Raw genomic sequence first — 20,141 nt, forward strand, 5'->3', positions numbered from 1 at the left:
AAGGCGATGGATACATCCAAACTTGCGAAAACGCGCGCTGAAGAGCATGACGCTGATGTTTGGGGCGAGTTTTTCATGCCTCCATACTTTGATCAGCTTCACCTCAAGGAGGCGACGAAGTCGACGTACATCACAGGCAAGCGTGGTTGCGGGAAGACCATGCTTCTCAAGTATTTTGACTATCACACGGCATTCTCGCCGCGGCGTCCCGACATCCCCGCGGAGGAAATCCGACACGTCGGCATCTATTGGCGCGTCGATACGCAGTTTTGCAGCTCGATGAAGCACCGGGGCATTTCTGAAGATGAGTGGGGAGTTGTGTTCGATGGGTATTTCGGCCTAGTCGTTGCAGTCGAACTCATCCGAGCCGCCAAGGCGATCGCAATAAGCAACTATCCACACTTCGACCTCCCCCAGTTCAGCCAACTCGTCTTGCCAAGCGCAGCAGACTTTATTCCAGACTTTCCGACAGGTGCATCCGAGCTCATGGCACGGCTCGAGAAAGCCCGTCGCGCCTTCAGCACATGGGTTTCCAATGTCCATGCGATTCCACGGCCCGTACTACCACCGGGCCGGGATTTCATTGCTGCCCTGGCCGACGACCTTCGCGCGACGCCGGGTCTGGCAGAGCTGTGTGTGCACGTATATGTGGATGAAATCGAGAACTTGACTTCGTACCAGCGGCGCGTGCTGAATTCCTTTCTCAAGCACAGTCAACGCCCGTTGATCGTCAATTTCACCTCGAAAGAGCACCCAACCGACAATCAGACCTCCGGCCCGGAGCCGATCAATGCCACCCACGATTATCGACTCCTTGACCTTGATAAGCTCTTGCTGCCGTCAGCACGTCCGGTCTTCTTTGCTGAAGTTTTCTTGGCGAACCTCGACATCGCTTCCGGCGAGCCCGACAGTGATTTACTGGAGACCGTCCGCTCTGCTTCCCGGTTGACAGATCGTCTTGATCGCCAGTATCAGGAGCGCATCCTGCAGACCATGCGTGAGCGCTTCCCTACGAAAACGGAGAAGGAGTTTGCGGCCGACGCGGTCAGCGATGACCGCATTCGAGGAAAGCTTCACGAGCGCATCGAAAAGGCGCTGCGCCAACGATCAACGAAACTCAGCCCGGACGATTTTTTGACGGCGCAGGATCTTCCGGAAGCGTTGGTCGTGATTCCCGCACTTTTAAACCGGAGGACACTGTCTCCGGAAAAAGTCCTCCAGGAACTCCAGGTTTATCGCCATGATGGCTCCGGGTCCTTCGCAACGACTTGGATACACAACAATTTGTTTGGTGCCTTGCTGGAGCTCTATCGCCCATATGGCCGCGAGTGCCCGCTCTACAGCGGGTTCGATACGCTGTGCACTATGGCAAACAACAACCTGCGGAATTTCCTGATTCTTTGCTACAAGACACTTGACGTCGCCGAGTTGCGTGATCATCCCGACGTCACGTATCCAGTGCAGATCCAGTGTCGTGCCGCCTACGATGCGGCGGACCAATTAATCCGGGAGATCAAGACATTTGGCACTTCAGGCGAGCAGCTCCGGGGGTTCGCCCTGCGCCTCGGCAGCGTATTCCGGGCGCTGCAGGCTAACCCGGCATTGAGCGAACCGGAACAGAATCAAATCACGATCAATTCGGGTGCACGTGCACTCACGGCCGACGAGCGAGCATTCATCAGCGAACTGCTGAAATATGCCATCCTCGTGGAGCAACTCGAGACCAAGACCAAGGGAAGCGTTGGTCAGGATATTGTTGACTACCAGCTCAATCCCATCTACGCACCATATTTCCAGATCAGCTATCGGCGCAAGCGAAAGATCGAGATGACGGTGGAGCAGTTTCATACCTTGGCCATGGGGACCGAGGGGGAGTTTCGCGAACTTGCAAAATCATTTGCGCGACACCTGCCCGAGACAGAGACCTTGCAACTTGGTTTGCTCTAACCCATGCCGATCCGCTTCGAAAACTGGACCACGGCATCCGCCCATCAGCTAGGCCTCGGCGAAGTCTTCACGCTATTTCACGGCGATGTCGTCGATGACCGAGGAAAACTTGCCGTCGAGTCATGGGACAACTGCACGCGCGTGCGTACACATTACGATGTGGACAGCTTGTCCATAACAATCGGGTCAGCCATTGCCAATGTGGACGCTGTCGCCGATCTGTTGGCACCGTACGCCAACGCTCGAGTGGTTCTCGAAGCGACGACGCTCGGGTTCGCGGAGCTATTCGCTCTCGTCAGTGGACTCGTCGAAACGGGTGCGGATCGAATCGAGATCGTGTACGTGGAGCCAGAAAGCTATACGCGCACCCATCCGGGTGCCGATCAATTCGCGCTGTCTGAGACGACGCGAGGCTACCAGCCCATCCCTCGGGCGATAGTCGACCTGAGCAGCGACGACCTTGAGGCGGGAGTTTTCTTTCTAGGCTTTGAGCCAGAGCGTCTCGACCGCGCACTTGAAGAGCATCAAATGATCGCGGGAAAGGAAGTCAAAGTCGTTCTCGGCATCCCTGCCTATCGGCCGGGATGGGAACTCGATTCCGCCATCCCCCACCTACCCCGTCTCCACGAAAACTCTCTGGAGATTGAGTATTGCTCTGCAAACGATCCGGAGGCTGCATTCGACTGTCTTGAACGCACACGAGCTTCCTTAGGTGAGGGCAAGCAGATGTTCGTTGCTCCCATCGGCCCCAAGCCTTGCGGAATCGCCGCCGCGGTGTTTGTCAGCGTCTATCCAAATCAGGCGGGTCTGCTCTTTGACCATCCACATAGACGCTCGAAGCGCACTGGTGGCGCCTTGGTGTGGCATCGCTATTGCGTCAGTGGCGTCGCCCTGCGGCAGATCTCCTGATGCTAAGCCAAAGCGCTCGTTCCGGCGGGCGGGCGCTCCCCGCGCTGTTTTTTTTGGGGCTGATGTCCCGGCGCCATGCAAGGCGATTCTGGATGTAAGCCGGACTAACCCCAGGTCATACCGAATTTCACTACCAAGCCGAATGTCCGTTGGATAACCGACAACAGTCATAGCATAAGGCTCGTCATTCGACCGTTACGGGTCGGCCGCGGACGGTGGGAACCACGGCCCGGGGCTTGCTCTTTGAGGGCTTGCCAGTGCGGCTGCGGCAATGCGCTCACGGCGCCCCCCAAAAAAAACGCCCTCACGAGGAGGGCGGGAGGAACGGGTCAATCTTGAGAGAGCTTCCGTAGCGGGGCGCTACGGAAGCCATCTTATGGCTGTTTCGGGCGCCTTAGCGCCCGGAAAGCTCAGCTATTTAGGGTGTCTTTCAAAGGTAGTGGGCCAATCGGCCGAGCCAGCAGGGTTGTCACCGCCCCGCTCACTTGCCAACCGCCCATTTCCGTCTCCAGAACACCGTGTACCAGGCGATCAAGGCAAATGATCTCGATGCCGTCAGCCTCCAGCGTGCCCAGGATGTTGGCAACGGAGGTGGTGCGCGTGCCGTGACGCTTGATCGTCGCCACGCCCTCGCCCAGGGCTATGGTGCATTCATTCGCTTTCATGCTGCCTCCTTAAGAAGTTGGCGTTGGTCGCGGGTCTTGCGGCCGTGAAGCGCCGCGAGATCGTCGACAAAGGCATCGAGAAGCGTGTCCATGTGCAGGAACGCCTCGTCTTCGAGTTCCGGGGTCGCCCAGTCCAAGCCGGCTTCCATGGCGTCGCGCTTGTGCGCCACCATTTGGTCCTGGTAGACATCGATGCTCCCGGGCAGATGGAAATACACCACCTTCAGCCGCCCCTCCCGGTTCCACCGCAGCGCGCGCCGCATCGCCTGATACTCGATGCGCCACGTCCATGATCTGTCGTAGAAGAGGACATAGTCAGCGTTCGGCAAGTTGTACCCTGCCCTGCCAGATCCTTTGGTGCAGAGCAGGCCGGTGGCGGACCCGTTCACGAACCGCTTGTCCTTGTCGGCCACGCGCTTCGATATCGGAATGCCGCCGTGGAACGGTACAGTCTCCACGCCCCGCGCCTTCAGTTGACTGGCGACCAGGTCGATCACCCCCGGGTTCTCGGCAAACAGAATGGCCTGCTTGCCTTCAGCGGCGATGGCTGCCATTCGCTCAATCACGGCACGCTGCTTGCTGGTCAACTGCCCTAGCGCTCCTACGCCGTCCACCCCATGTTGCGGGTAGTTGGCGGCGAAGTGCACTGCTCGGATGCGCGCGAGGATAGCGATCAGGTTGTTCGAGCGTCCGTCGGTACGACGAATATCCCGATACCATTCCGCAAACTCGTCGGCCGTGCGCAGGTACAGCGACAGATGACTCGGATCCCAATCCGTCTCAACCACCTCGATAGCCGGCGGATCGATCTGGATGTACCGGGCCACGTCCGGCTCGCAGACTAGTCGTCGCTTGATGTGCGGCGCCAGCATTTGGCGGTAGAGCGGCAGATTGCCGATCTTGGGCACTTCCCGCTTGGCGCCATCCTGCAAGCTCTCCGCGAACTCCCACGTCACCCATTCCAGCACGACGAAGTCATCGCGGAAGCGGTCCACGCCGCGTTGAGCATGCTGCGCGGTGGCCAGCCATTGGCGATCCAGGTACCCGCGGCGGTAACCGTAGGGCTGAGCCGCCGTACCGTCGCCGCCCGTAAAGGCGATCAGGCCAAAGACGTCACGGGGATAGTTCGCAATCGGGCTACCGGTCAGGACAAACCGCCGCCGCGCCGATAGCTGCCAGAGCGCGCGGCTCTGGTCGCTTGTCGGGTTGGACAGTCGCTCGCCCTCGTCGGCCACCAAAAGGCCAATCCTGCGTCGTAGCTTGTGGGCGTATGTGACGCGCCGGGAAGCTTCCCGACACACCGGCATGCGCAAGCGCTCGTAGGCAATGAGATTGATCTGGCCCAGCTTCCCGAGTGCTTCCGGCGAGTCGATGACATGCACCGATGCGGGCGGCAGGATCTGCGCCAGTTCGGCACGCATTTCCGGGACCAGCCGCGACTCGACCACGATGAGGCCGTGTTTGACTCCTGACAGCAGGATCAAGCCCGCGGCGAGCCGCGATTTGCCGCAACCCTGTTCCCAGGCCGCCACGGCGCCACACGGCTTCTGGAGCAACTCCACCAGGTCATTTTGCTGAAATTCCCAGTTTAGCCAGCGGTCGATACCCAGCGCCTGCATTCGGCGACGCAGGCCAAGGGCTTGCTGCGGATACTTCACCGACAAGCCTTCGTGCACGGTTTCCCAGGTCTGCTCTGACCTGCTAACGGCAAAACGCCCCATCAGCTCGTCCAGCGTCAGCACGAACTGACTGCCGCCGGCGTGGTAGGCGTAGCGGCCGTCCGGCTGCCGCACAAACGCTACGGTCTCGCCGGCCTTGATCACGGGGCTGCCCCACTTAGCCGGGTCCGCCACATGGCTTTTGAGGGCCACACCGGAGATCGCTTCCGCTGCATTCACACCCGTCGTCCAGACCGTGTGTCGCAGCGGCGTAGCCTGACGCGCGCTGCGCCGTACCCGTTTCCGGAAATACTCCAGGGAGCCCGGGGCTAGTTGCGGCACGCCGCCAGCATCGCGAATCAGCCGCAGCAAACCATCCAGCGCGGCCATCGGGTCGTCCTGCACCAGATAGGCCTCGAGATCGAGGCGGCCGCTGCCGGCGTAGTGCATGCCTTGCGGCAGGCGCTGGCCATCCAACGGCCGGATCCTGCAGTCGAGGACACGGTTCAGCACCATCGCCTCGACGAAGCCGCACTCAAATCCCAGGACAATCCGGCGGCCATCATGGGCAATGCGTACCCGTTTCTGCGAGGTCACGGGGCGCGTAATGGCCGGTCCTGTGTCGTCCAGCGCCTGGTGACCGAGCCGTGCCTCACCGAAGCTTCGATCGTCCAGATTCAGCTGCAGTTCAGGCAACGGCGTTCGGAAATCGCTGTGAGACTGGCGCACGACCCGGCCCATCCGATAGCGGCCAAAGACCGCAATGGACGTATGCACCATCGCGCCTTCCTCCCGGAAGGCCGAGGCCGGCAGGTCGAAGATGGCGATCACGCGGCGGCCGGCAGTAATGTGCGCGTCCCGGTGATCCAGAACGTTGACGAAACGGTCAACAAAGCTTGTGGGCAAGAGCGCCACAACGAGCTGTGCCGCCTCCAGCGCCTGAGCCAACGCATACTCATGGCTCAGAGCGCTGCTGTTGGGCCCGAACCTTCCCCAGGTCGTGCAAGCGAACGGCTTCAGGTGAGGCGATTCCAGATGCAGGGAGAACGGCGGATTGATGATCGCCACGTCAAAATGCCGTGGGTGGATTTCCTCCATGCCCGCCATGCGGAAGCTGCCTTCGAAGCCGGCGGCCTCGATGCACTGCTGGACTGCCGCGATCACCGGCTCGTGCACGTCAACACCATACAGGCTGTGCTGCGCCGGATCGGCGTACTGCATCAGCCGGGCCGATCCAACCGAATTGTCCAGAGCCGACAGCTTTCGGTCGGGACGCCACGTCTCAACGACGCCCCACATGAGCCGCGCAATCGCGTCCGGAGTAAAGAATTGCGACAAATGCTTCTGCCGCGCGGCGTGCAGTTCGCCCATGTGGGCGATCTTCTCGGCTTGCGAGCCGAGGCTGACGATGGCCCGCAAGGGCTCGTACCAATGAGTCATAGGAAATCCAGAAATGAAAATGCCCCGTCCAAACGGGGCAAGGGATATGCGCCAGGCTGCTTACGCCGAGATTGGCTCGGATACTGGCTCGGATAGGTGCTGGGCGACGAACGCCAAGACGTCAACATGAGGCCTCCTGCGCTGCACGGAACGCCTCTACCAGCGCGTTGTGCGTCAGTACCGCTCCTGCATGGCGTCCTGGCCGTACTCGCCAATGAAGAGCATCAGCGCCTCTGCCAGCTCGTTGCAGAATTTGAACTCCCACTTGTCGTTGAACAAGGTGATGTCGAGGCCCGGCATTGCGATCTTCTCGCGCGAGACGTACTCCAGCTCGTATAGGTTGATGCCCCCCAGCTGCTTGGCCAGCAATGCATTGCCAGCTTTGCCCGCGAAAGTGGCGAGACCCATCAGACAATCCGCCGTCGGCTGGGTGCTGTGATACCCCACCCTGCGCCGGCTCGACCTGTAGGACGCCTCCGTATAGACCGTCTTCTTCAGCACCACGCCAGCGGCCGTACGCTTTACCTCAGCATTGCGATGCAGGCCAAAGTTGCGCACGATCCGCAACGCGGCCTGGCGGTATGCCATCGCTGCCCCGCCATCGCCCTTGTAATAGGCGGTGAGCGAGGCCCAGAGCTTGTCGAGGTCGGGGATTTCTCCCTTCTTCAGGGCTTCGTCGATATTCAGGCCCGCACGCTCGTACTCGGCGCTATTGTCAATGTCGAGCCGCGCGCCCGGGGGCGCAAACTCTTTGCGAGCCCGACTGACGACGTTACCGGCCAAAGATTGGCAGAACTTCTCCAGTTCGTTCTCTTGCCGGTACGCCGACCGGACGCCAACGGCGAAGAATGGTTCTTCGGTGCCGGTGCCGGCGAGCATGTCACGCTCGAAGTCGGCGGCGTCCTTATACGCTTGACGTGCCACCTGCTGCGCGGCGATGAATTTCTCGATGATTTCGTTGTACATGGGTCTCTCAGATGAATAGGGAGACCCCCATCGGGATGGTCTCCCGAGGGAAGGAAAGGAAGTGGCGCGGTTCCGCGCCACTGGTGTTAAGCGGCCAAATCCAGCCAGCGTTGTGCCGACTGCCGGCCCACGTCTGCCACGGTCTCTTGGCGGATCGTGACCTTGCAGCCATCCGGCAGCGTCCTGAGGGCCGTCTCTTCGACACCTTCGATGTCGTGGTCCACGATCATTACGTTCAGGTGGCCGTCACTCTCAACGTACGGTACTGTGCCGCCCGTGAGATGGACGATGACGGTGCATATCCGAGTCGTATTCATGACCTGCGCCCTTGCTGAATCGAGATCGCGCGGCCAGCCGGCATGGGCATGAATCCCATGGCCCACCACATGGCGACCGGATGGTTAGGGAATTCCGGAATCTCATTGCGCTGGAAGATGTCCGGCACTTGAACGATCGCCGATGGGCGAACCCGAACCGCTTCGCGCCATTGTTGTCGCAGGCGGAGCCAGGTCAGTTCTGCCCGAGCAATGTGGTCCCATTCACAGGGCAACTTCGACTCGTCGAACATCTCTGCGCCCTCGGCGTTCATCACCGCCACCACCTCGTGGTAGCGGCCGAACTCATGTGCGAATCCTCGACGGACGAAGCGCAGGGAGGCCGGATCCGGGTGGCCGAAGATCCGCTGCAATTGCCGGATGTAGACAGTGCACTCGCGGCCCGAGCGCTCGTTGTAGTCATCGCGGCCGACCTGTGCACAGGATTCTTCGGCCGGAACGGGCCCAACTTCAAAGTCGATCGCTTTTCGATGGAACATGGCGTTTCCTTAGTGGATACGGGAAACGCCCCTACCGGGACGATTCCCGGATGGGTGTGGGGGGGCCGCGCGCGCCCTAGGGACAGCGCGCGGCGATGGTCAAGCCGGCTGGCGCGACAGATGAGAGAACCTGGCAAGGACCCACAGCACGGCCACCGCCAAAGCGGCGATCATCAGTGTGGACAGCTGCAGGGAAAGCAGCGCAATGCTCCCCGTCGTGACGATGAAGAAAAGCGCGGCGAACAGAATCACGACCAATGCAACGATAGCGGCGGCCGTTTCGAGGTTGTCAATGGTGGACATGATGGCTCCAACGAAGATGGAGCCATGACCCATAGGGGACAAAGCCCCAATGGGTAAAAAAACGGTGTTCGCGACGTAGATACACACGCCACGCCGGAAGAATCGCTGATACGTGATCGCTATGCGAGTTGGCAGTCGCCTTGGTTGGCCGGCGCGACACACGGAAGGGCATCGGAATGCCGCAGTTGCCACAGATCGTGATCGGCCTGCAAACCAAGCCAAGTCTCTGCCGCGGGTCCACGAACCCATTGCTCGAGACGCACGGCCATTTCAGTGCTGACCCCTGCGTGCTCGTTAACCAAGCGAGATAGCTGGACACGGGACACGCCGAGCTGACTCGCTGCGGCGCCCACCGAAAGGTTCAGCGACGTCATGACGTCTTTCACCAAAGCGCCCGGATGCGGCGGATTGAACATTTCAGACACCAGAGAAGAACTGAGATTGACGTGCGGGATAGCTCCTGGAGGGAGCCATGCCCCGATGGGACAAAAGCCCCAATGGGTGAAGGAAAGAAGATGGCCGGTACGCCGGCGAGGTCGATGCGCGGTAGCGCGTAGAATCGGACGGATAGTACCGCGCGCTCGCTGTGGCGACAAGGCCGGCTACCGAGCCCCGGCTTCCCGTGCCCGACGGTTCGCCGCACGAATCCGGTCTACCACCGCCCAACGGCGTTGGGCCACCTCTTCGGGATTCTCCAGATGAGAATAGTCCGCGCCCGGCCCTTCGGCGATCGGCTCGAACCCTTCCGCCAATTTACCCTGCGCGGAGAGATTGGCGCGCTGCAGCCGACCCAGCGCATCTGTAGTTTCAGTGATCGCCACGTAATCCCACCGCGTTGGGACGGCGTCTTGCGCGAACCAGACCTCCCCCAAGCCCCTACCGACCAGCGCCACGACGTCGTAGACGCTTCCGGTCGATGAGGGGATGGCTCGCACTTCAAATCGCAGCACCTCCGGTCGAGGGTGCCAGAAAACGCGATCGAGGTAGCGCTTGAACGTGAAGGCGTCCATGCGCGCAATGTCGGCGTAGTGAGGGTCGCCCGGCGGAACGAACTCACGCTCGTCCCGCGGACGCGTACCCAAGGAAACTTCCCGTGCGGCGTTAATCGGCTGTTCAGACATGGTAGTTCGGCAGAAAGACGCACGAATTCTATAGCGTTACGGACGCCAAACCGTTGCCGGCGCGACCAAAATGATTGGCGACGAACTTCGCCCGCCGGCGGCCTTGACTTCGACGTGGCGCCGGTATCTTGGTCCTAGACCCACTTACCTTTGCCGCCATGCGATTCACCCGATTTGGTCGCCACCAGCCCATCGATTTCAACGCCCGCCGTCAGGCCGCTTTCGCCCGCAAGCAGCAACGTGAGCGTGATCGATACCCGCTCTTTGCGGACCATGTGGCCAACGAACAGCACACCGCGGCGGTAGAGCTGACGCGCCGGCAGCATCGCTCTGATCGCCTCGAGGCCACGACGCGCAGCATGCAGGCTCGCCTCTGGCGGCAAAAGCGCGCTGTCTACTTCTCCCTGAGCACGGAGCAGCGCGCGGAGATCCGGGCTAAGTGGTTGGCGTGGACTGGTCCCACCACCGCGTTCTATTTCGGCTACATCGTAGACAACGCCAGCGGCGAGGCCGCGCGGCGCGCCGAGGCGTCCCGCGCCCACACGTTGGAAATCCGGCGTCGCGTCCTCGCGAACCTGCCAGAACAAGTCGCTCTGGAGATGGCATGACCCCGACCGCTGAGCAGGAACAGGTTGTGGAAGCCGTCCGCAGCGGCGGCACGGTCAAGGTCAAAGCCTACGCCGGCGCCGGAAAGACGTCGACGCTTCGCATGGCTGCCGAGGCTCGCGGCCGGGCACGTGGACTTTATCTGGCTTTCAACAAGGACATCGCCACGGAGGCGGCCACCAGGTTCCCGCAGAATACCCGTTGTCGCACTGTCCATTCGCTCGCGTTTGGCGCGACGCGGCCCGAGATCACCCGCAAGCTCAAGCACCCCGTCGAGCCACCGCATCAGCTCGCGCTGCGCTACGGCTTCGGGAAACTGCGCCTGCCGACCACAATCGGCAAGGACCTGGAACTCAGTCCAGGCAAGGTCGCACGGATGGTGATGGATGGCGTCGCCCGCTTCTGCGGCTCTGCACAGGCCGAGCCGCTGGCGTGGCACATCCCCGTAGATCCCGTCATCAAGGAGAACGAGGCAGAGCATCTGCGCGAGGCGCTGCTACCGTCGGTCAAGAAACTCTGGGCCGAATACATCGACCCCGCATCCCCTTCCGCGATCTCCCATGGGGTCTACGTCAAGCTCTGGGAGCGCAGCCGCCCGCGCATCGGCGCAGATTTCATCCTGTTCGATGAGGCGCAGGACGCGGACGGGCTCATGCTGTCGGTGCTCCGCGCACAGCAGGGTCAGGTGATCTACGTCGGCGATCCGTACCAGCAGATCTACGAGTGGCGGGGAGCCGTCAACGCGATGGACCACATCCGTGCGCCCGAATGCGCGCTGACCGAGTCATTCCGCTTCGGGCCCGCCATTGCCCAGCTCGCGAGCCGCGTGCTGCGGATCATGGACGAACACACTCCGGTGCGTGGACAGGAGCATGTTTCCTCACGCGTTCTGCACGAGTCAGTTCCGGGCCAGGATCGCTACGACGCCATCCTATGCCGCAAGAACGCCACGGTGTTGACACATCTTGCGCAAGGCATCGGCCGCGGCGATCGCGTGGCTGTGCGTGCCAAGGTCGATGAACTGCAGGCCTTTGCCGACGGCGCCGAGCAGCTGATGCGCGGCCAGCGTGTCGGCTACCCCGCTACGCTCGCGCTCTTCGAGACGTGGGACGAGGTGCAGGAGTACGCCGATTCGTTCGCCGGTCGCGACCTCAAGCCGCTGGTGAAGCTGATCGACGACGAAGGCGTGGACTATCTCCGGCTGATCCTCACGCGCGTGTCGCCCGAAGACGAGGCCGACTACATCGTCTCGACCGTGCACCGCGCCAAGGGCCTCGAATGGGACCGCGTGCAGCTGGCGGGCGACTTCAAATTCAAGCATGGCGACGACGGCAAGATGACCATGGCGCCCGAGGAAATGCGACTGCTTTATGTAGCCATGACGCGCGCAAAGCATGTGCTAGATCTCAGCGAGATCCGCCGCGACCTCTACACGATGTTCCGGGATGCAGAAGCCTAGGGAGAATTTCATGATCACCGTGCGCATTGGCGGGGCAGAGTTTCCGCTCGACGACGTGCTGGACGACCCGGGCCGCTATGCCCGCCAACTCGAGCGAGCGAAGACGGTCCAGGGCTTTGCCGAGTGCGGCTGCACCAGCGGCCGCCCGCGCCCCAAACTCGTCATCCGGCGCCACCGCGAGATCTTTCTGCTCGCGCGCTGGCCCGAACAGGCCCACCACCACGGTGTTGCCTGCCCCTTCCACAGGCAGGCGCAAGCCAGCGGCGGCACTGCGGACAGTCTCGATGCGTTTCGCATCCGAGACGGCCATCACGATATCCGACTCGATGCGACTCTGTCTGCATCCACCCAAACGCCAGCCAGGACGGTACAACGCACGCCCCATGGGCAAAGCACGAAACCGCAGCGCCGGTCGGCGGGCCTGTTGGCGTTGCTCGAATACGCGTGGGAGCAGGCCGGCCTCAACGTCTGGCCCGGTACCGGCTCGCGCGGCTGGAGCGCCTGCTGGTCACAACTGACGACGGAACTCGCCGACTGCCGCATCAACGGCAAGTCGGCTGCGGACCTGCTGCACGTGATGGAGCGCTGGGACCCGGCACGCAAGGCGGAAATCCTCGGTGCCTTTGAGGCGTGGCAGGCCCGGCTTACCCCGACAGCGGCCGGCAAGCCTCGGGGCATCCTGATCGGTGAGCTCAAGTCTCATGACGCGAGCAAGTACGGCGGCAAGCTGGTGCTACACCAGAACACCCAGGCGCACTTCATGTCGGCGGAGCTCTATGCACGCCTGCAAGCCTCGTTCGGTAATGCTCTCGCTGCGACCAAGAAGGCAGAACAGCGGTGCATCGTCGTGATCCTGGTAGAGAAATCGCGATCGAACTATCTGACCGTGATCGATATCGCAGCGATGCTGGCGAACCGCCAGTTCCTGCCCTGCGATTCATCGCACGAGGTGACCATGGCCGATCATCTCGTCAGCCGCGGGCGCGCCTTCCGCAAGCCCCTGCGCCACATCGGCCGCTCGGCCGTGCACCCGGACTTTGTGCTCACCGACGTCAACCCGGAGGTCGTCATCGAGGTGCTGGGTATGACGGGCAACACCGAGTACGACACACGAATGGCGGCCAAGCGCCAGCACTACCGCGAGCACGGCATCCCATGCCTTGAGTGGGATGCTGTGAATACCGCGATCAACGGTCTCGAACTTGACGTGGGCGGCAGGACACCGAATGCAGGCTGATGAGTTGTTCCAGAAAGCACTCGAACTCGTCCACCAGCATCGCGCGGCCTCTGCGGCGCTGCTGCACCGGCACCTTGGCATTGACCCTGCGTCGGCGGAGGTGCTGCTCGAGCGCATGGCGAGCGAGACGACCGCCGTCCGCCGTATGCCCAATGGGCTGTACCTCTACATTCACGGGTCGATTGGCGAAGAGCTAGCCGCACTGCACGGTTTCGCGCAGGTTGTCCTGAAGGCGCTCGCCCAGGACAGCATCGATGCCGGCCAGTTGCGCGCCGCGGCCGTTCGATTTGGGCTCGCGAACTCGCCCACCGAAGCATCGACGCGACGGCGCGACTTGACTTTGCCACCGTCTAGATAGGCTGAAGGGGTCAAATACTCCTCCATCGCCATGCACCTGCCCTCTCCCCCGTTGCCCCCGCGGCCCGCCGCGGCGGCATCCGATGTCCAGAATGCCCTCGATCGCATGGACGCGCTGCTGGATCCAGCATGCGGACTGCTGACCGTGTCCGCAAACTCCGCAACCGCGCTGGCCGCCCGACGCGATATGGCGCTCATCCGCGCCGCGTGCGCGCATCGGTCCTTTGTGGCGCCCGGGCGCCCGCCATTCACCGGCCACTGGCGTGGTGGCAATGGCGTGATCTCTTGCGGGACGCTGCGCGTCTTCAGCGAGCACTTCGACACCAGCCCTGCCGACCACATCAAGGCCGGGGTCGTGCAATGGGTCTGCGACACGCTGAATGCCGCCCAACAGACAAGCGCGCCGACCGTGCAGAGGGACTGCGGCCCGGAATCCATCTATTCCCCGCCCCTCCATCTCGTGAACCATCTGGCCGCCCTCATCGCTGCGGACCTTTTGGGGCAGGCAACGGACGATGACCGGCTACTGGTATCGATCCGTCTGGTCGAGCTGCTCGTGCGCGCGAACACGCACCCGCGATGCCCGCCGCCGGCGGACGAGACCGAAGCGGCCGAGCGCGAGCATCTGGGCTGCGCGTATTGCGGCACCGGCATTTACCACGCGCCCACTGATGGCGCACAACGAGCTAACGATGCCTAACGACGACCGCTACTTCGGCAAGACCATCGACGAGCACTACGACACGGGTAGCTGCTGGCTGTGCGGCAAATCCGTCGAGTACTCCCAGGGCTATCACACGCCAACGGGTGCCCACTGGGATTGTGTATCCGCGCTTCGGAGTCAGTTCGAGGATCTCGCCACCGAACGCAGGACGGCTCCGTATCTGGCCCGCGCCAACGGCGGCCGCTACATCCATACCGTGGATCCCCGGACGAACGCATCTCTTTGCGGACATTCGCCCAAAGACACGGCCCGACGCATGCGTTCGCGTGGTCGGTGGATCGAAGTCGGCGACGTGCCGCGTGGCTGCAGGCGCTGCCCGCACTGCCAACGCCTTAGCCTTGCTAAACAGGGCGCCGAACAAGCCTCTGGTGAACCCACCCATCAGCCACTTGCCAACAACAGCGACACCGACCGAGACACCCGCACGCGCGATCTATTCGAGGACCAAACGCCATGAGCGACAACAGCAACATCGAGTGGTGCGACCACACGTGGAACCCCTGGGAAGGCTGTCAGAAAGTCGGGCCCGGTTGCGACCACTGCTACGCTGAGACGCGCAACGCGCGGTTCGCCGGTGGACGGGCGGTGAACTGGGGACCTGGTGCGCCACGCCGCCGCACATCCCAGACAAACTGGCGGAAGATGTTCCGATGGAACGCCGCCCACGCGGCGTTTGCCTCTGTTCACGGACGCCGGCAGCGTGTGTTTTGCGCGAGCCTGGCCGACGTCTTCGACAATGCGGTCCCTATCGCCTGGTTCATCGACATGCTCGATGTCTGGCGCCAGACGCCGAACCTCGACAAACTCGTGCTGAGCAAGCGGATCGGCAACGCGAGCAAGCGGCTCGGAGAGGCATTCAACGCGCTAATGGAGCGCGACGACTGCGCCGACAACCCGCTCGTGCCGTGGCTGGCCACATGGATCGCCGGCAATGCGCCCGCCGATATCTGGCTGGGTGCGACGATCGTGAATCAGGCCGAAGCGGACCGCGATATCCCCACGCTGCTGCGCACGCCGGCCAAGACGCGCTTCCTTTCGATGGAGCCGCTGCTCGGCCATGTCGACGTCTTCTCGACTTTGACCGGCGACATCCTGCACACCTCCGGCAACGACTACGCGCCAAGTTCCCTCGACTGGGTAATCGTAGGAGGAGAGAGCGGTACGGGCGCACGCCCGATGCATCCCGCATGGCCGCGCGCTCTACGCGATCAGTGCGCCGCCTCCGGCGTGCCGTTTATCTTCAAGCAATGGGGGCACTGGCACACGGGGGTTGCAGACGGCTCGACTGGCCAGGCAGTCTTTCAGGAGTTCGCGAGCTTCCAGCAATGGGTGAACAAGGCCAAGACCTGGATTGCGGGCGGGATTTGCCTCGACAGGCATGGCCAGCAGCTTGAGCGCGGAGACGAATTCATGCGCGCACGCGACGAAGGCGGCTTTCCAGTGACGGTGATGCACGGGGTTGGGAAGAAAGCCGCGGGCCGGCTGCTCGACGGCGCGGTCCATGATGCCTTTCCCGTGACGTCGCTCGACGTCGCGGCCGCATGCGAGCGAGCGCTTGCGCGAGGGGGCGTGTGATGGAGCAGCTGAATCTGTTTGGACATGTGGCTGCCGCGTTTGCCAACGCGCCCACTGACGGCATCGCCACGACGCAGCTCTACGATGCCGTGGCCACCGCGGCAGGGGTCGATCTGGCCAAGGCGCATGCCAAAGTGCCTGTTGGTACGGCCGGCGCCCTGCACAGCCCCTTCAAGCGCGCCGTGCGATGGCACCAGCAGACATTGAAGTCCATGGGCATCGTGGAGCGGGTGGCCGACCGCGCAGGATTCTGGAAGCTGACGAAGCCAGTCACGAAGGAGCTGGACCGCGCCGCCGACGGTGTGCGGCTGGTCGCCTTCAGCACCGCGCTCGGAATAGCCGTGTGGGCTCGCCACGAGGACGTGTTTCGTGGCCTCGGCGAGCCGATTGCGTTGTGCGTCACGTCGCCACCCTACCCGCTGCGCCAGGCACGGGCCTATGGCAATCCCACCGAGGCGCAATACGTCGATTTCCTGTGCGAGGCTCTCGAACCCATCGTTGCAGGGCTGGTGCCCGGCGGCAGCATCGTCCTCAACGTGTCGAACGACATCTTCGAGCCGCGCAGTCCGGCCCGCTCTCTCTATATAGAGCGCCTGACGTTGGCATTGCACGACCGGCTCGGCCTGTCGCTCATGGGCCGGGTGCCCTGGATCAACTACAGCAAGCCGCCAGGCCCTACCCGATGGGCCTGCGTAGACCGCGTCCAGCTCACATCAGCCTACGAGCCGGTGCTCTGGTTCACCAACGATCCCGCCCGCGTGCGGGCCGACAACCGGCAGATCCTCCAAGCCCATACTGCACGGCACCAGCGTCTGATTGCCGCCGGCGGCGAGACACGCAACGCCATATACGGAGATGGGGCGTACCGCATCCGGCAGAGCGCCTTCGGCAACCAGACGGCCGGCCGGCTGCCCCGCAATGTCATCGAGCGCGGACACAGCTGTGCGGACACCCGGGCCTACCGCCGCGCCGCCCAGGCGCTCGGGCTTCCAACTCATGGGGCCATGCAGCCGACCGACATCGCAGATTTCTTCACGCGGTTCCTGTCCCGGCCGGACGACCTGGTGGTCGATCCTTTCGGTGGGACGATCCGTACCGGCCTGGCCGCCGAGCGGCTAGGCCGGCGCTGGATCGCAACGGAATGGATCCTGCAGTACGTGCGAGGTGCTGCTGAACTGTTCCGGCAGTCCGACGGCTTTCAGATGCATCCCGCCCTGCAATGGGCAACCCAACCGAAACGACCATGACGCACAACAACGAGCGCGAATACCCCGAGCCCGAAACGATCCTCGCCATCCGAGGCGCCGTTGCCACCGGCCAGCTGGGAGGTCCAATGGGCCCGCCTGGTCGCTGGCTCAACGAGTTTTGGCAGATCGGCGCGGCGCTGCGCGACCATGCCGAGATTCTGCAAGGCTTCGAGGCCACCGCGTACGAGGACCTGCTCAACTCCACGGCCGGCTACCTGGCCATGAACGCAGCCTAGCGGCCGCTGTTCGAACGGTCATCTCGCCTCACCGCTGGGCGCGGGTTCTGGGAAAGGCATAATGCCCGCATTTCCCGACCTTGACTTTCCCCATGCCCAGCGGCCTCCTTCAATGCGCCCACTGCGACGGCGCCCCGACCTACATCTCTGGCCGGCTCCAGGCAGTTATCGTATGCGAAGAATGCGGAATCTCCACCCCGCCTATCCGCATGGACTCCACGGACAAGGACACTGCGTTCACGACCCTCAGCACGATCTGGAATAGCCGCGTCGAGCACCGGCCAGCCGACCAGAACGCGGTCTCAATGATGTCGCGGCGCGCGCTGACCGCCTCGGACATCCCCTACTTCCTGAATCTGCTCGCGGCAACGACCTCTGACTGGGAGACGGTCGGACCCAAGTTCGCCGCCATGGCCGCGGCACTCGCCCAGCCAGGGTACGAGTTCAAGCACGTAGATCCCCCCGAGACAGTGATCTCGCAGGCGGCGAGATATCAGAAACTGTTGAAGCGCGCGAAGATCATCTATATCGATGGCGCGCCTATGATCCGCTTCGACCATGTGCCGGCGCTGTGCGCTGAGATTGCCGAAGAATCCCTCGCCGACAAGGACTGGCCGCTCCTGGATTTGCACGAATTCATCGGTAAGGCTATCGATGGCCTCCCCGATCACTGGCAGCCTTGACTTTGGCGCAGAACGGGCAAGCTGGTGGTGTGTTCAATGACGCCTTCCCAGCAATGATCCGCCACCTCGCAGTCGCCCTTCTCCTCGCCGCCACTGCGGCAGCCGCCTCCGCCAAGGACCCCGCGCAATGCGGAAACATCCTCGACGCCGGCAAGCCGGCGGTCAGCCGTCCTGCCGCCAACGCCAAGCTGCTCTGCTACCGCGCGTACGCAGTCCTCTACTCGCCACAGACCCGCACGGCTCTATGGTCCGCCGAACGCCTGACCGCCGCCGCGGCGGATGCGGCCCGCACATTGCCGCGCGACAGTGATTTCTACGAAGAAGATCGCTTGCCGGCTGGGGAGCGTGCGCAGCTGCGAGACTTCGCACGATCTGGATACGACCGTGGCCACCTTGCCCCGAGCGGCGACTTCGGAAACAAGGCGTCTCAGGCCGAAAGCTTCAGCCTGGCCAACGTCGTGCCTCAGAACAGCACGTCGAACCGGAGGACCTGGAGCCATATCGAGACATCGACGCGCAAGCTCGCGCGTCAGTATGGCGCCATCCATGTCGTGACTGGTCCGGCATTCACCAATGCCGCCCGAATGCTGAACGGCCGCGTGCGCATCCCGGACTATTTGTGGAAGGCAATCTATGTGCCGGGCGTAGGCGCCGCCGCCTACGTCGTCCGCAACGATGCGACGCCAGCCTATAGCGTTGTCAGCATCAGCGAACTGTCGCACTTCACCGGCATCGATCCGTTCCCGGCTCTGGCGCCGGCAAAGCGAGGCGTCGCACTGGATCTACCGCCGCCGACGCCGCATCCAGGGGAAAAGGTTGCTCGCCGTGTCGCATTTGCCTGGCTCATTGGAAACGAAAAAGCACGGGATGCAGCTGAATCCCTCGGTGGGCTGGTTCGGCACGCTGGTGCGCTGGCCACGCTCATGCTGGCCTACGCACGGTAGCATCCCGCGGGTTCAGCTTCGTGCCCACAGCCACGTTCCGAGGCCGAAGTACAACGATAGCGGGATGGACGCGCCCGCCAGCGAAGCCAGAACGAAGCGGAGCCGGGAAGGGCGCCGCGGCGCCCGCGCGCGAGCTCGATAGCGCGCCGGCGGACATTGTCCACCATGTCCCGTACCTTCGGGTCCACCGCGGACTCGTCGAAGCCCGCCAGCCACACCATGTCGGAGTTGTGAATCTCGCCCACAAAGAGCGATATCTCACTGGCCCCCAACACCCTCGCCCGTTCCACTGCGAACTCCAGCATGAAGACGCTTCGCAACGGGATGTTGAGCTCCGGCTCGATCATCGCGAGCCAGCGCCAATCAGGATCGGGGAACACCGGTCCACGGCGGTCGCCCCCGCCCGCCCGGCGACGGCAATTCTCCACGAGATAGGCGTAGGGCTCCGGAAAACCGGCAATCCTGCGCCGTTCGTCGGGCGAGAGCGCATGGAAGGCGGCAGAGCCACCGATGTCCTGGAGACGACGAAGCCCGTTCGCTCCGAAGCGGTCCGCCATCGTCCGCCGCTCGCGCCGCATGCCGGCGGCCACCATAAACATACGCATCGGCGTGAGAGCGGCCTTGAACTGCATCCGGAATGCATCGCGCAGTGGGATCTCGGTCCAGTCGTCCATCTCGACCTGGATGCCCCGGTACAGCTTCGCGAACTTCGTCTCGCCAAAGACAAGCTCTCCCGGAGCATTCTCGATCGCGTCCTCCACGAGGGCCTTGTACTGCCGGTTAGTGCCGCCCGTCAGACCATGGAGAACGCCATAGACATGGCAAATGACGCCGCGATACTGGATCGTCGCTGCATCGATGCGTTGCGGAACGTCCGTTGTGCCCGCCAGCAGCTGCGCGACCGGCACGTATTGCGGCGAAGCCGCGCCCGTCGCGTCACCGGCCACCGGCGCCACCGTTGACGGCATCCTTGAAGCGCTGGCCGGCCTTGAACTTCACGGTCTTAGCCGCGTCGATCCGAATTTCCTCGCCGGTGCGCGGATTGCGCGCCATGCGTTCGCCACGCTCGCCTTTGCTGAAGGTACCGAAGCCGATCAGGCTCAGGGTTTCGCCGCGGCCTACCGCCTCGACGATGGCATCGAGCGTTGCATTGAGGACTTGCTCGGCCTTGGTCTTCGTGAGGCCGTCGACACTGCGGGCAACGGCGTCGACCAGTTCGGATTTCGTCATGAGGGTAGATCTCCTTTCGG

General features: G+C 62.9%; 23 protein-coding genes. 13 read left to right on the top strand and 10 right to left on the bottom strand.

All coding sequences use genetic code 11. The features are described 5' to 3' along the window. The first annotated feature begins 6 nt into the window (after positions 1–6). Together DFLDMN_RS31850 and DFLDMN_RS31855 are read left to right on the top strand one after the other, a co-directional pair. Positions 7–1,947, top strand: a complete 1,941-nt coding sequence (locus DFLDMN_RS31850) for a hypothetical protein (RefSeq protein WP_423200690.1) — start codon at positions 7–9, stop codon at positions 1,945–1,947. Positions 1,948–1,950: 3 nt separating this feature from the next. Then, positions 1,951–2,856, top strand: coding sequence for a hypothetical protein (locus DFLDMN_RS31855; protein ID WP_423200691.1), 906 nt, complete (start codon positions 1,951–1,953; stop codon positions 2,854–2,856). Positions 2,857–3,266: 410 nt separating this feature from the next. Here DFLDMN_RS31855 and DFLDMN_RS31860 read toward each other — a convergent pair whose 3' ends face one another. The 8 genes from DFLDMN_RS31860 to DFLDMN_RS31895 form a co-directional block, all read right to left on the bottom strand. Next, on the bottom strand, positions 3,267–3,521 hold the full coding sequence (locus tag DFLDMN_RS31860; RefSeq protein WP_423200692.1) for a hypothetical protein: 255 nt from the start codon (positions 3,519–3,521) through the stop codon (positions 3,267–3,269). Next, on the bottom strand, positions 3,518–6,619 hold the full coding sequence (locus DFLDMN_RS31865; protein ID WP_423200693.1) for an SNF2-related protein: 3,102 nt from the start codon (positions 6,617–6,619) through the stop codon (positions 3,518–3,520). Before DFLDMN_RS31865 ends, DFLDMN_RS31860 begins: the two co-directional genes overlap by 4 nt. Before the next feature lie 174 nt (positions 6,620–6,793). Beyond that, the gene (locus DFLDMN_RS31870; RefSeq protein ID WP_423200694.1) at positions 6,794–7,585 is read right to left on the bottom strand and encodes a hypothetical protein; all 792 of its coding nucleotides are present in this window, start codon (positions 7,583–7,585) and stop codon (positions 6,794–6,796) included. An 86-nt stretch (positions 7,586–7,671) separates the two neighbouring features. Further along, entirely contained in the window at positions 7,672–7,902 is a 231-nt protein-coding gene (locus DFLDMN_RS31875; RefSeq protein ID WP_423200695.1) for a hypothetical protein, read from the bottom strand. Continuing rightward, on the bottom strand, positions 7,899–8,399 hold the full coding sequence (locus DFLDMN_RS31880; protein WP_423200696.1) for a hypothetical protein: 501 nt from the start codon (positions 8,397–8,399) through the stop codon (positions 7,899–7,901). Before DFLDMN_RS31880 ends, DFLDMN_RS31875 begins: the two co-directional genes overlap by 4 nt. Before the next feature lie 99 nt (positions 8,400–8,498). Then, a complete protein-coding gene (locus DFLDMN_RS31885; protein WP_423200697.1) occupies positions 8,499–8,702 on the bottom strand; it encodes a hypothetical protein in 204 nt (67 codons plus the stop codon). A gap of 119 nt (positions 8,703–8,821) precedes the next feature. Continuing rightward, positions 8,822–9,118, bottom strand: coding sequence for a HigA family addiction module antitoxin (locus DFLDMN_RS31890; RefSeq protein ID WP_423200698.1), 297 nt, complete (start codon positions 9,116–9,118; stop codon positions 8,822–8,824). A gap of 186 nt (positions 9,119–9,304) precedes the next feature. Then, entirely contained in the window at positions 9,305–9,823 is a 519-nt protein-coding gene (locus DFLDMN_RS31895; RefSeq protein ID WP_423200699.1) for a hypothetical protein, read from the bottom strand. 158 nt (positions 9,824–9,981) lie between these two features. Between DFLDMN_RS31895 and DFLDMN_RS31900 the strand changes: the two genes are divergently transcribed. From DFLDMN_RS31900 to DFLDMN_RS31950, 11 genes are all read left to right on the top strand, one after another. Then, positions 9,982–10,431 carry a hypothetical protein gene (locus DFLDMN_RS31900; RefSeq protein ID WP_423200700.1) on the top strand — a complete coding sequence of 150 codons (450 nt, stop codon included), beginning with the start codon at positions 9,982–9,984 and terminating at the stop codon, positions 10,429–10,431. Next, a complete protein-coding gene (locus tag DFLDMN_RS31905; RefSeq protein WP_423200701.1) occupies positions 10,428–11,888 on the top strand; it encodes a 3'-5' exonuclease in 1,461 nt (486 codons plus the stop codon). The genes DFLDMN_RS31900 and DFLDMN_RS31905 overlap by 4 nt, the downstream gene beginning before the upstream one ends. A gap of 10 nt (positions 11,889–11,898) precedes the next feature. Continuing rightward, complete coding sequence (locus tag DFLDMN_RS31910) at positions 11,899–13,125, top strand: DUF1173 family protein (RefSeq protein ID WP_423200702.1); 1,227 nt, start codon at positions 11,899–11,901, stop codon at positions 13,123–13,125. After that, the gene (locus tag DFLDMN_RS31915) at positions 13,115–13,483 is read left to right on the top strand and encodes a hypothetical protein (RefSeq protein ID WP_423200703.1); all 369 of its coding nucleotides are present in this window, start codon (positions 13,115–13,117) and stop codon (positions 13,481–13,483) included. Before DFLDMN_RS31910 ends, DFLDMN_RS31915 begins: the two co-directional genes overlap by 11 nt. Positions 13,484–13,588: 105 nt before the next feature. Further along, a complete protein-coding gene (locus DFLDMN_RS31920) occupies positions 13,589–14,182 on the top strand; it encodes a hypothetical protein (RefSeq protein WP_423200704.1) in 594 nt (197 codons plus the stop codon). Beyond that, on the top strand, positions 14,175–14,663 hold the full coding sequence (locus DFLDMN_RS31925) for a hypothetical protein (protein ID WP_423200705.1): 489 nt from the start codon (positions 14,175–14,177) through the stop codon (positions 14,661–14,663). The genes DFLDMN_RS31920 and DFLDMN_RS31925 overlap by 8 nt, the downstream gene beginning before the upstream one ends. Beyond that, entirely contained in the window at positions 14,660–15,781 is a 1,122-nt protein-coding gene (locus tag DFLDMN_RS31930) for a phage Gp37/Gp68 family protein (protein ID WP_423200706.1), read from the top strand. The genes DFLDMN_RS31925 and DFLDMN_RS31930 overlap by 4 nt, the downstream gene beginning before the upstream one ends. Beyond that, entirely contained in the window at positions 15,781–17,028 is a 1,248-nt protein-coding gene (locus DFLDMN_RS31935) for a DNA methyltransferase (protein WP_423200707.1), read from the top strand. The genes DFLDMN_RS31930 and DFLDMN_RS31935 overlap by 1 nt, the downstream gene beginning before the upstream one ends. Continuing rightward, a complete protein-coding gene (locus DFLDMN_RS31940; RefSeq protein WP_423200708.1) occupies positions 17,025–17,264 on the top strand; it encodes a hypothetical protein in 240 nt (79 codons plus the stop codon). Before DFLDMN_RS31935 ends, DFLDMN_RS31940 begins: the two co-directional genes overlap by 4 nt. Before the next feature lie 209 nt (positions 17,265–17,473). Further along, positions 17,474–17,947 carry a hypothetical protein gene (locus DFLDMN_RS31945; RefSeq protein ID WP_423200709.1) on the top strand — a complete coding sequence of 158 codons (474 nt, stop codon included), beginning with the start codon at positions 17,474–17,476 and terminating at the stop codon, positions 17,945–17,947. Positions 17,948–18,000: 53 nt separating this feature from the next. Then, a complete protein-coding gene (locus DFLDMN_RS31950; RefSeq protein ID WP_423200806.1) occupies positions 18,001–18,891 on the top strand; it encodes a DNA/RNA non-specific endonuclease in 891 nt (296 codons plus the stop codon). On the opposite strand, the gene DFLDMN_RS31955 is transcribed toward DFLDMN_RS31950, so the two are convergent. Both DFLDMN_RS31955 and DFLDMN_RS31960 read right to left on the bottom strand, forming a co-directional pair. Further along, complete coding sequence (locus tag DFLDMN_RS31955) at positions 18,879–19,847, bottom strand: hypothetical protein (protein ID WP_423200710.1); 969 nt, start codon at positions 19,845–19,847, stop codon at positions 18,879–18,881. The genes DFLDMN_RS31950 and DFLDMN_RS31955 overlap by 13 nt on opposite strands. Then, positions 19,828–20,121 carry an HU family DNA-binding protein gene (locus tag DFLDMN_RS31960; protein WP_423200711.1) on the bottom strand — a complete coding sequence of 98 codons (294 nt, stop codon included), beginning with the start codon at positions 20,119–20,121 and terminating at the stop codon, positions 19,828–19,830. Before DFLDMN_RS31960 ends, DFLDMN_RS31955 begins: the two co-directional genes overlap by 20 nt. Between the last annotated feature and the right edge of the window lie 20 nt (positions 20,122–20,141).

The sequence above is a fragment of the Cupriavidus sp. H19C3 genome, from assembly GCF_049393815.1.
Taxonomy (GTDB): domain Bacteria; phylum Pseudomonadota; class Gammaproteobacteria; order Burkholderiales; family Burkholderiaceae; genus Cupriavidus.

Coding starts and splice junctions, on each gene's coding strand:
- DFLDMN_RS31865 (WP_423200693.1), bottom strand. CDS start 6,619: ATGACTCATTGGTACGAGCCCTTGCGGGCCATCGTCAGCCTCGGCTCG.
- DFLDMN_RS31905 (WP_423200701.1), top strand. CDS start 10,428: ATGACCCCGACCGCTGAGCAGGAACAGGTTGTGGAAGCCGTCCGCAGC.
- DFLDMN_RS31870 (WP_423200694.1), bottom strand. CDS start 7,585: ATGTACAACGAAATCATCGAGAAATTCATCGCCGCGCAGCAGGTGGCA.
- DFLDMN_RS31945 (WP_423200709.1), top strand. CDS start 17,474: ATGGACTCCACGGACAAGGACACTGCGTTCACGACCCTCAGCACGATC.
- DFLDMN_RS31900 (WP_423200700.1), top strand. CDS start 9,982: ATGCGATTCACCCGATTTGGTCGCCACCAGCCCATCGATTTCAACGCC.
- DFLDMN_RS31880 (WP_423200696.1), bottom strand. CDS start 8,399: ATGTTCCATCGAAAAGCGATCGACTTTGAAGTTGGGCCCGTTCCGGCC.
- DFLDMN_RS31850 (WP_423200690.1), top strand. CDS start 7: ATGGATACATCCAAACTTGCGAAAACGCGCGCTGAAGAGCATGACGCT.
- DFLDMN_RS31925 (WP_423200705.1), top strand. CDS start 14,175: ATGCCTAACGACGACCGCTACTTCGGCAAGACCATCGACGAGCACTAC.
- DFLDMN_RS31950 (WP_423200806.1), top strand. CDS start 18,001: ATGATCCGCCACCTCGCAGTCGCCCTTCTCCTCGCCGCCACTGCGGCA.
- DFLDMN_RS31860 (WP_423200692.1), bottom strand. CDS start 3,521: ATGAAAGCGAATGAATGCACCATAGCCCTGGGCGAGGGCGTGGCGACG.
- DFLDMN_RS31910 (WP_423200702.1), top strand. CDS start 11,899: ATGATCACCGTGCGCATTGGCGGGGCAGAGTTTCCGCTCGACGACGTG.
- DFLDMN_RS31920 (WP_423200704.1), top strand. CDS start 13,589: ATGGACGCGCTGCTGGATCCAGCATGCGGACTGCTGACCGTGTCCGCA.
- DFLDMN_RS31915 (WP_423200703.1), top strand. CDS start 13,115: ATGCAGGCTGATGAGTTGTTCCAGAAAGCACTCGAACTCGTCCACCAG.
- DFLDMN_RS31875 (WP_423200695.1), bottom strand. CDS start 7,902: ATGAATACGACTCGGATATGCACCGTCATCGTCCATCTCACGGGCGGC.
- DFLDMN_RS31890 (WP_423200698.1), bottom strand. CDS start 9,118: ATGTTCAATCCGCCGCATCCGGGCGCTTTGGTGAAAGACGTCATGACG.
- DFLDMN_RS31885 (WP_423200697.1), bottom strand. CDS start 8,702: ATGTCCACCATTGACAACCTCGAAACGGCCGCCGCTATCGTTGCATTG.
- DFLDMN_RS31930 (WP_423200706.1), top strand. CDS start 14,660: ATGAGCGACAACAGCAACATCGAGTGGTGCGACCACACGTGGAACCCC.
- DFLDMN_RS31940 (WP_423200708.1), top strand. CDS start 17,025: ATGACGCACAACAACGAGCGCGAATACCCCGAGCCCGAAACGATCCTC.
- DFLDMN_RS31895 (WP_423200699.1), bottom strand. CDS start 9,823: ATGTCTGAACAGCCGATTAACGCCGCACGGGAAGTTTCCTTGGGTACG.
- DFLDMN_RS31960 (WP_423200711.1), bottom strand. CDS start 20,121: ATGACGAAATCCGAACTGGTCGACGCCGTTGCCCGCAGTGTCGACGGC.
- DFLDMN_RS31935 (WP_423200707.1), top strand. CDS start 15,781: ATGGAGCAGCTGAATCTGTTTGGACATGTGGCTGCCGCGTTTGCCAAC.
- DFLDMN_RS31855 (WP_423200691.1), top strand. CDS start 1,951: ATGCCGATCCGCTTCGAAAACTGGACCACGGCATCCGCCCATCAGCTA.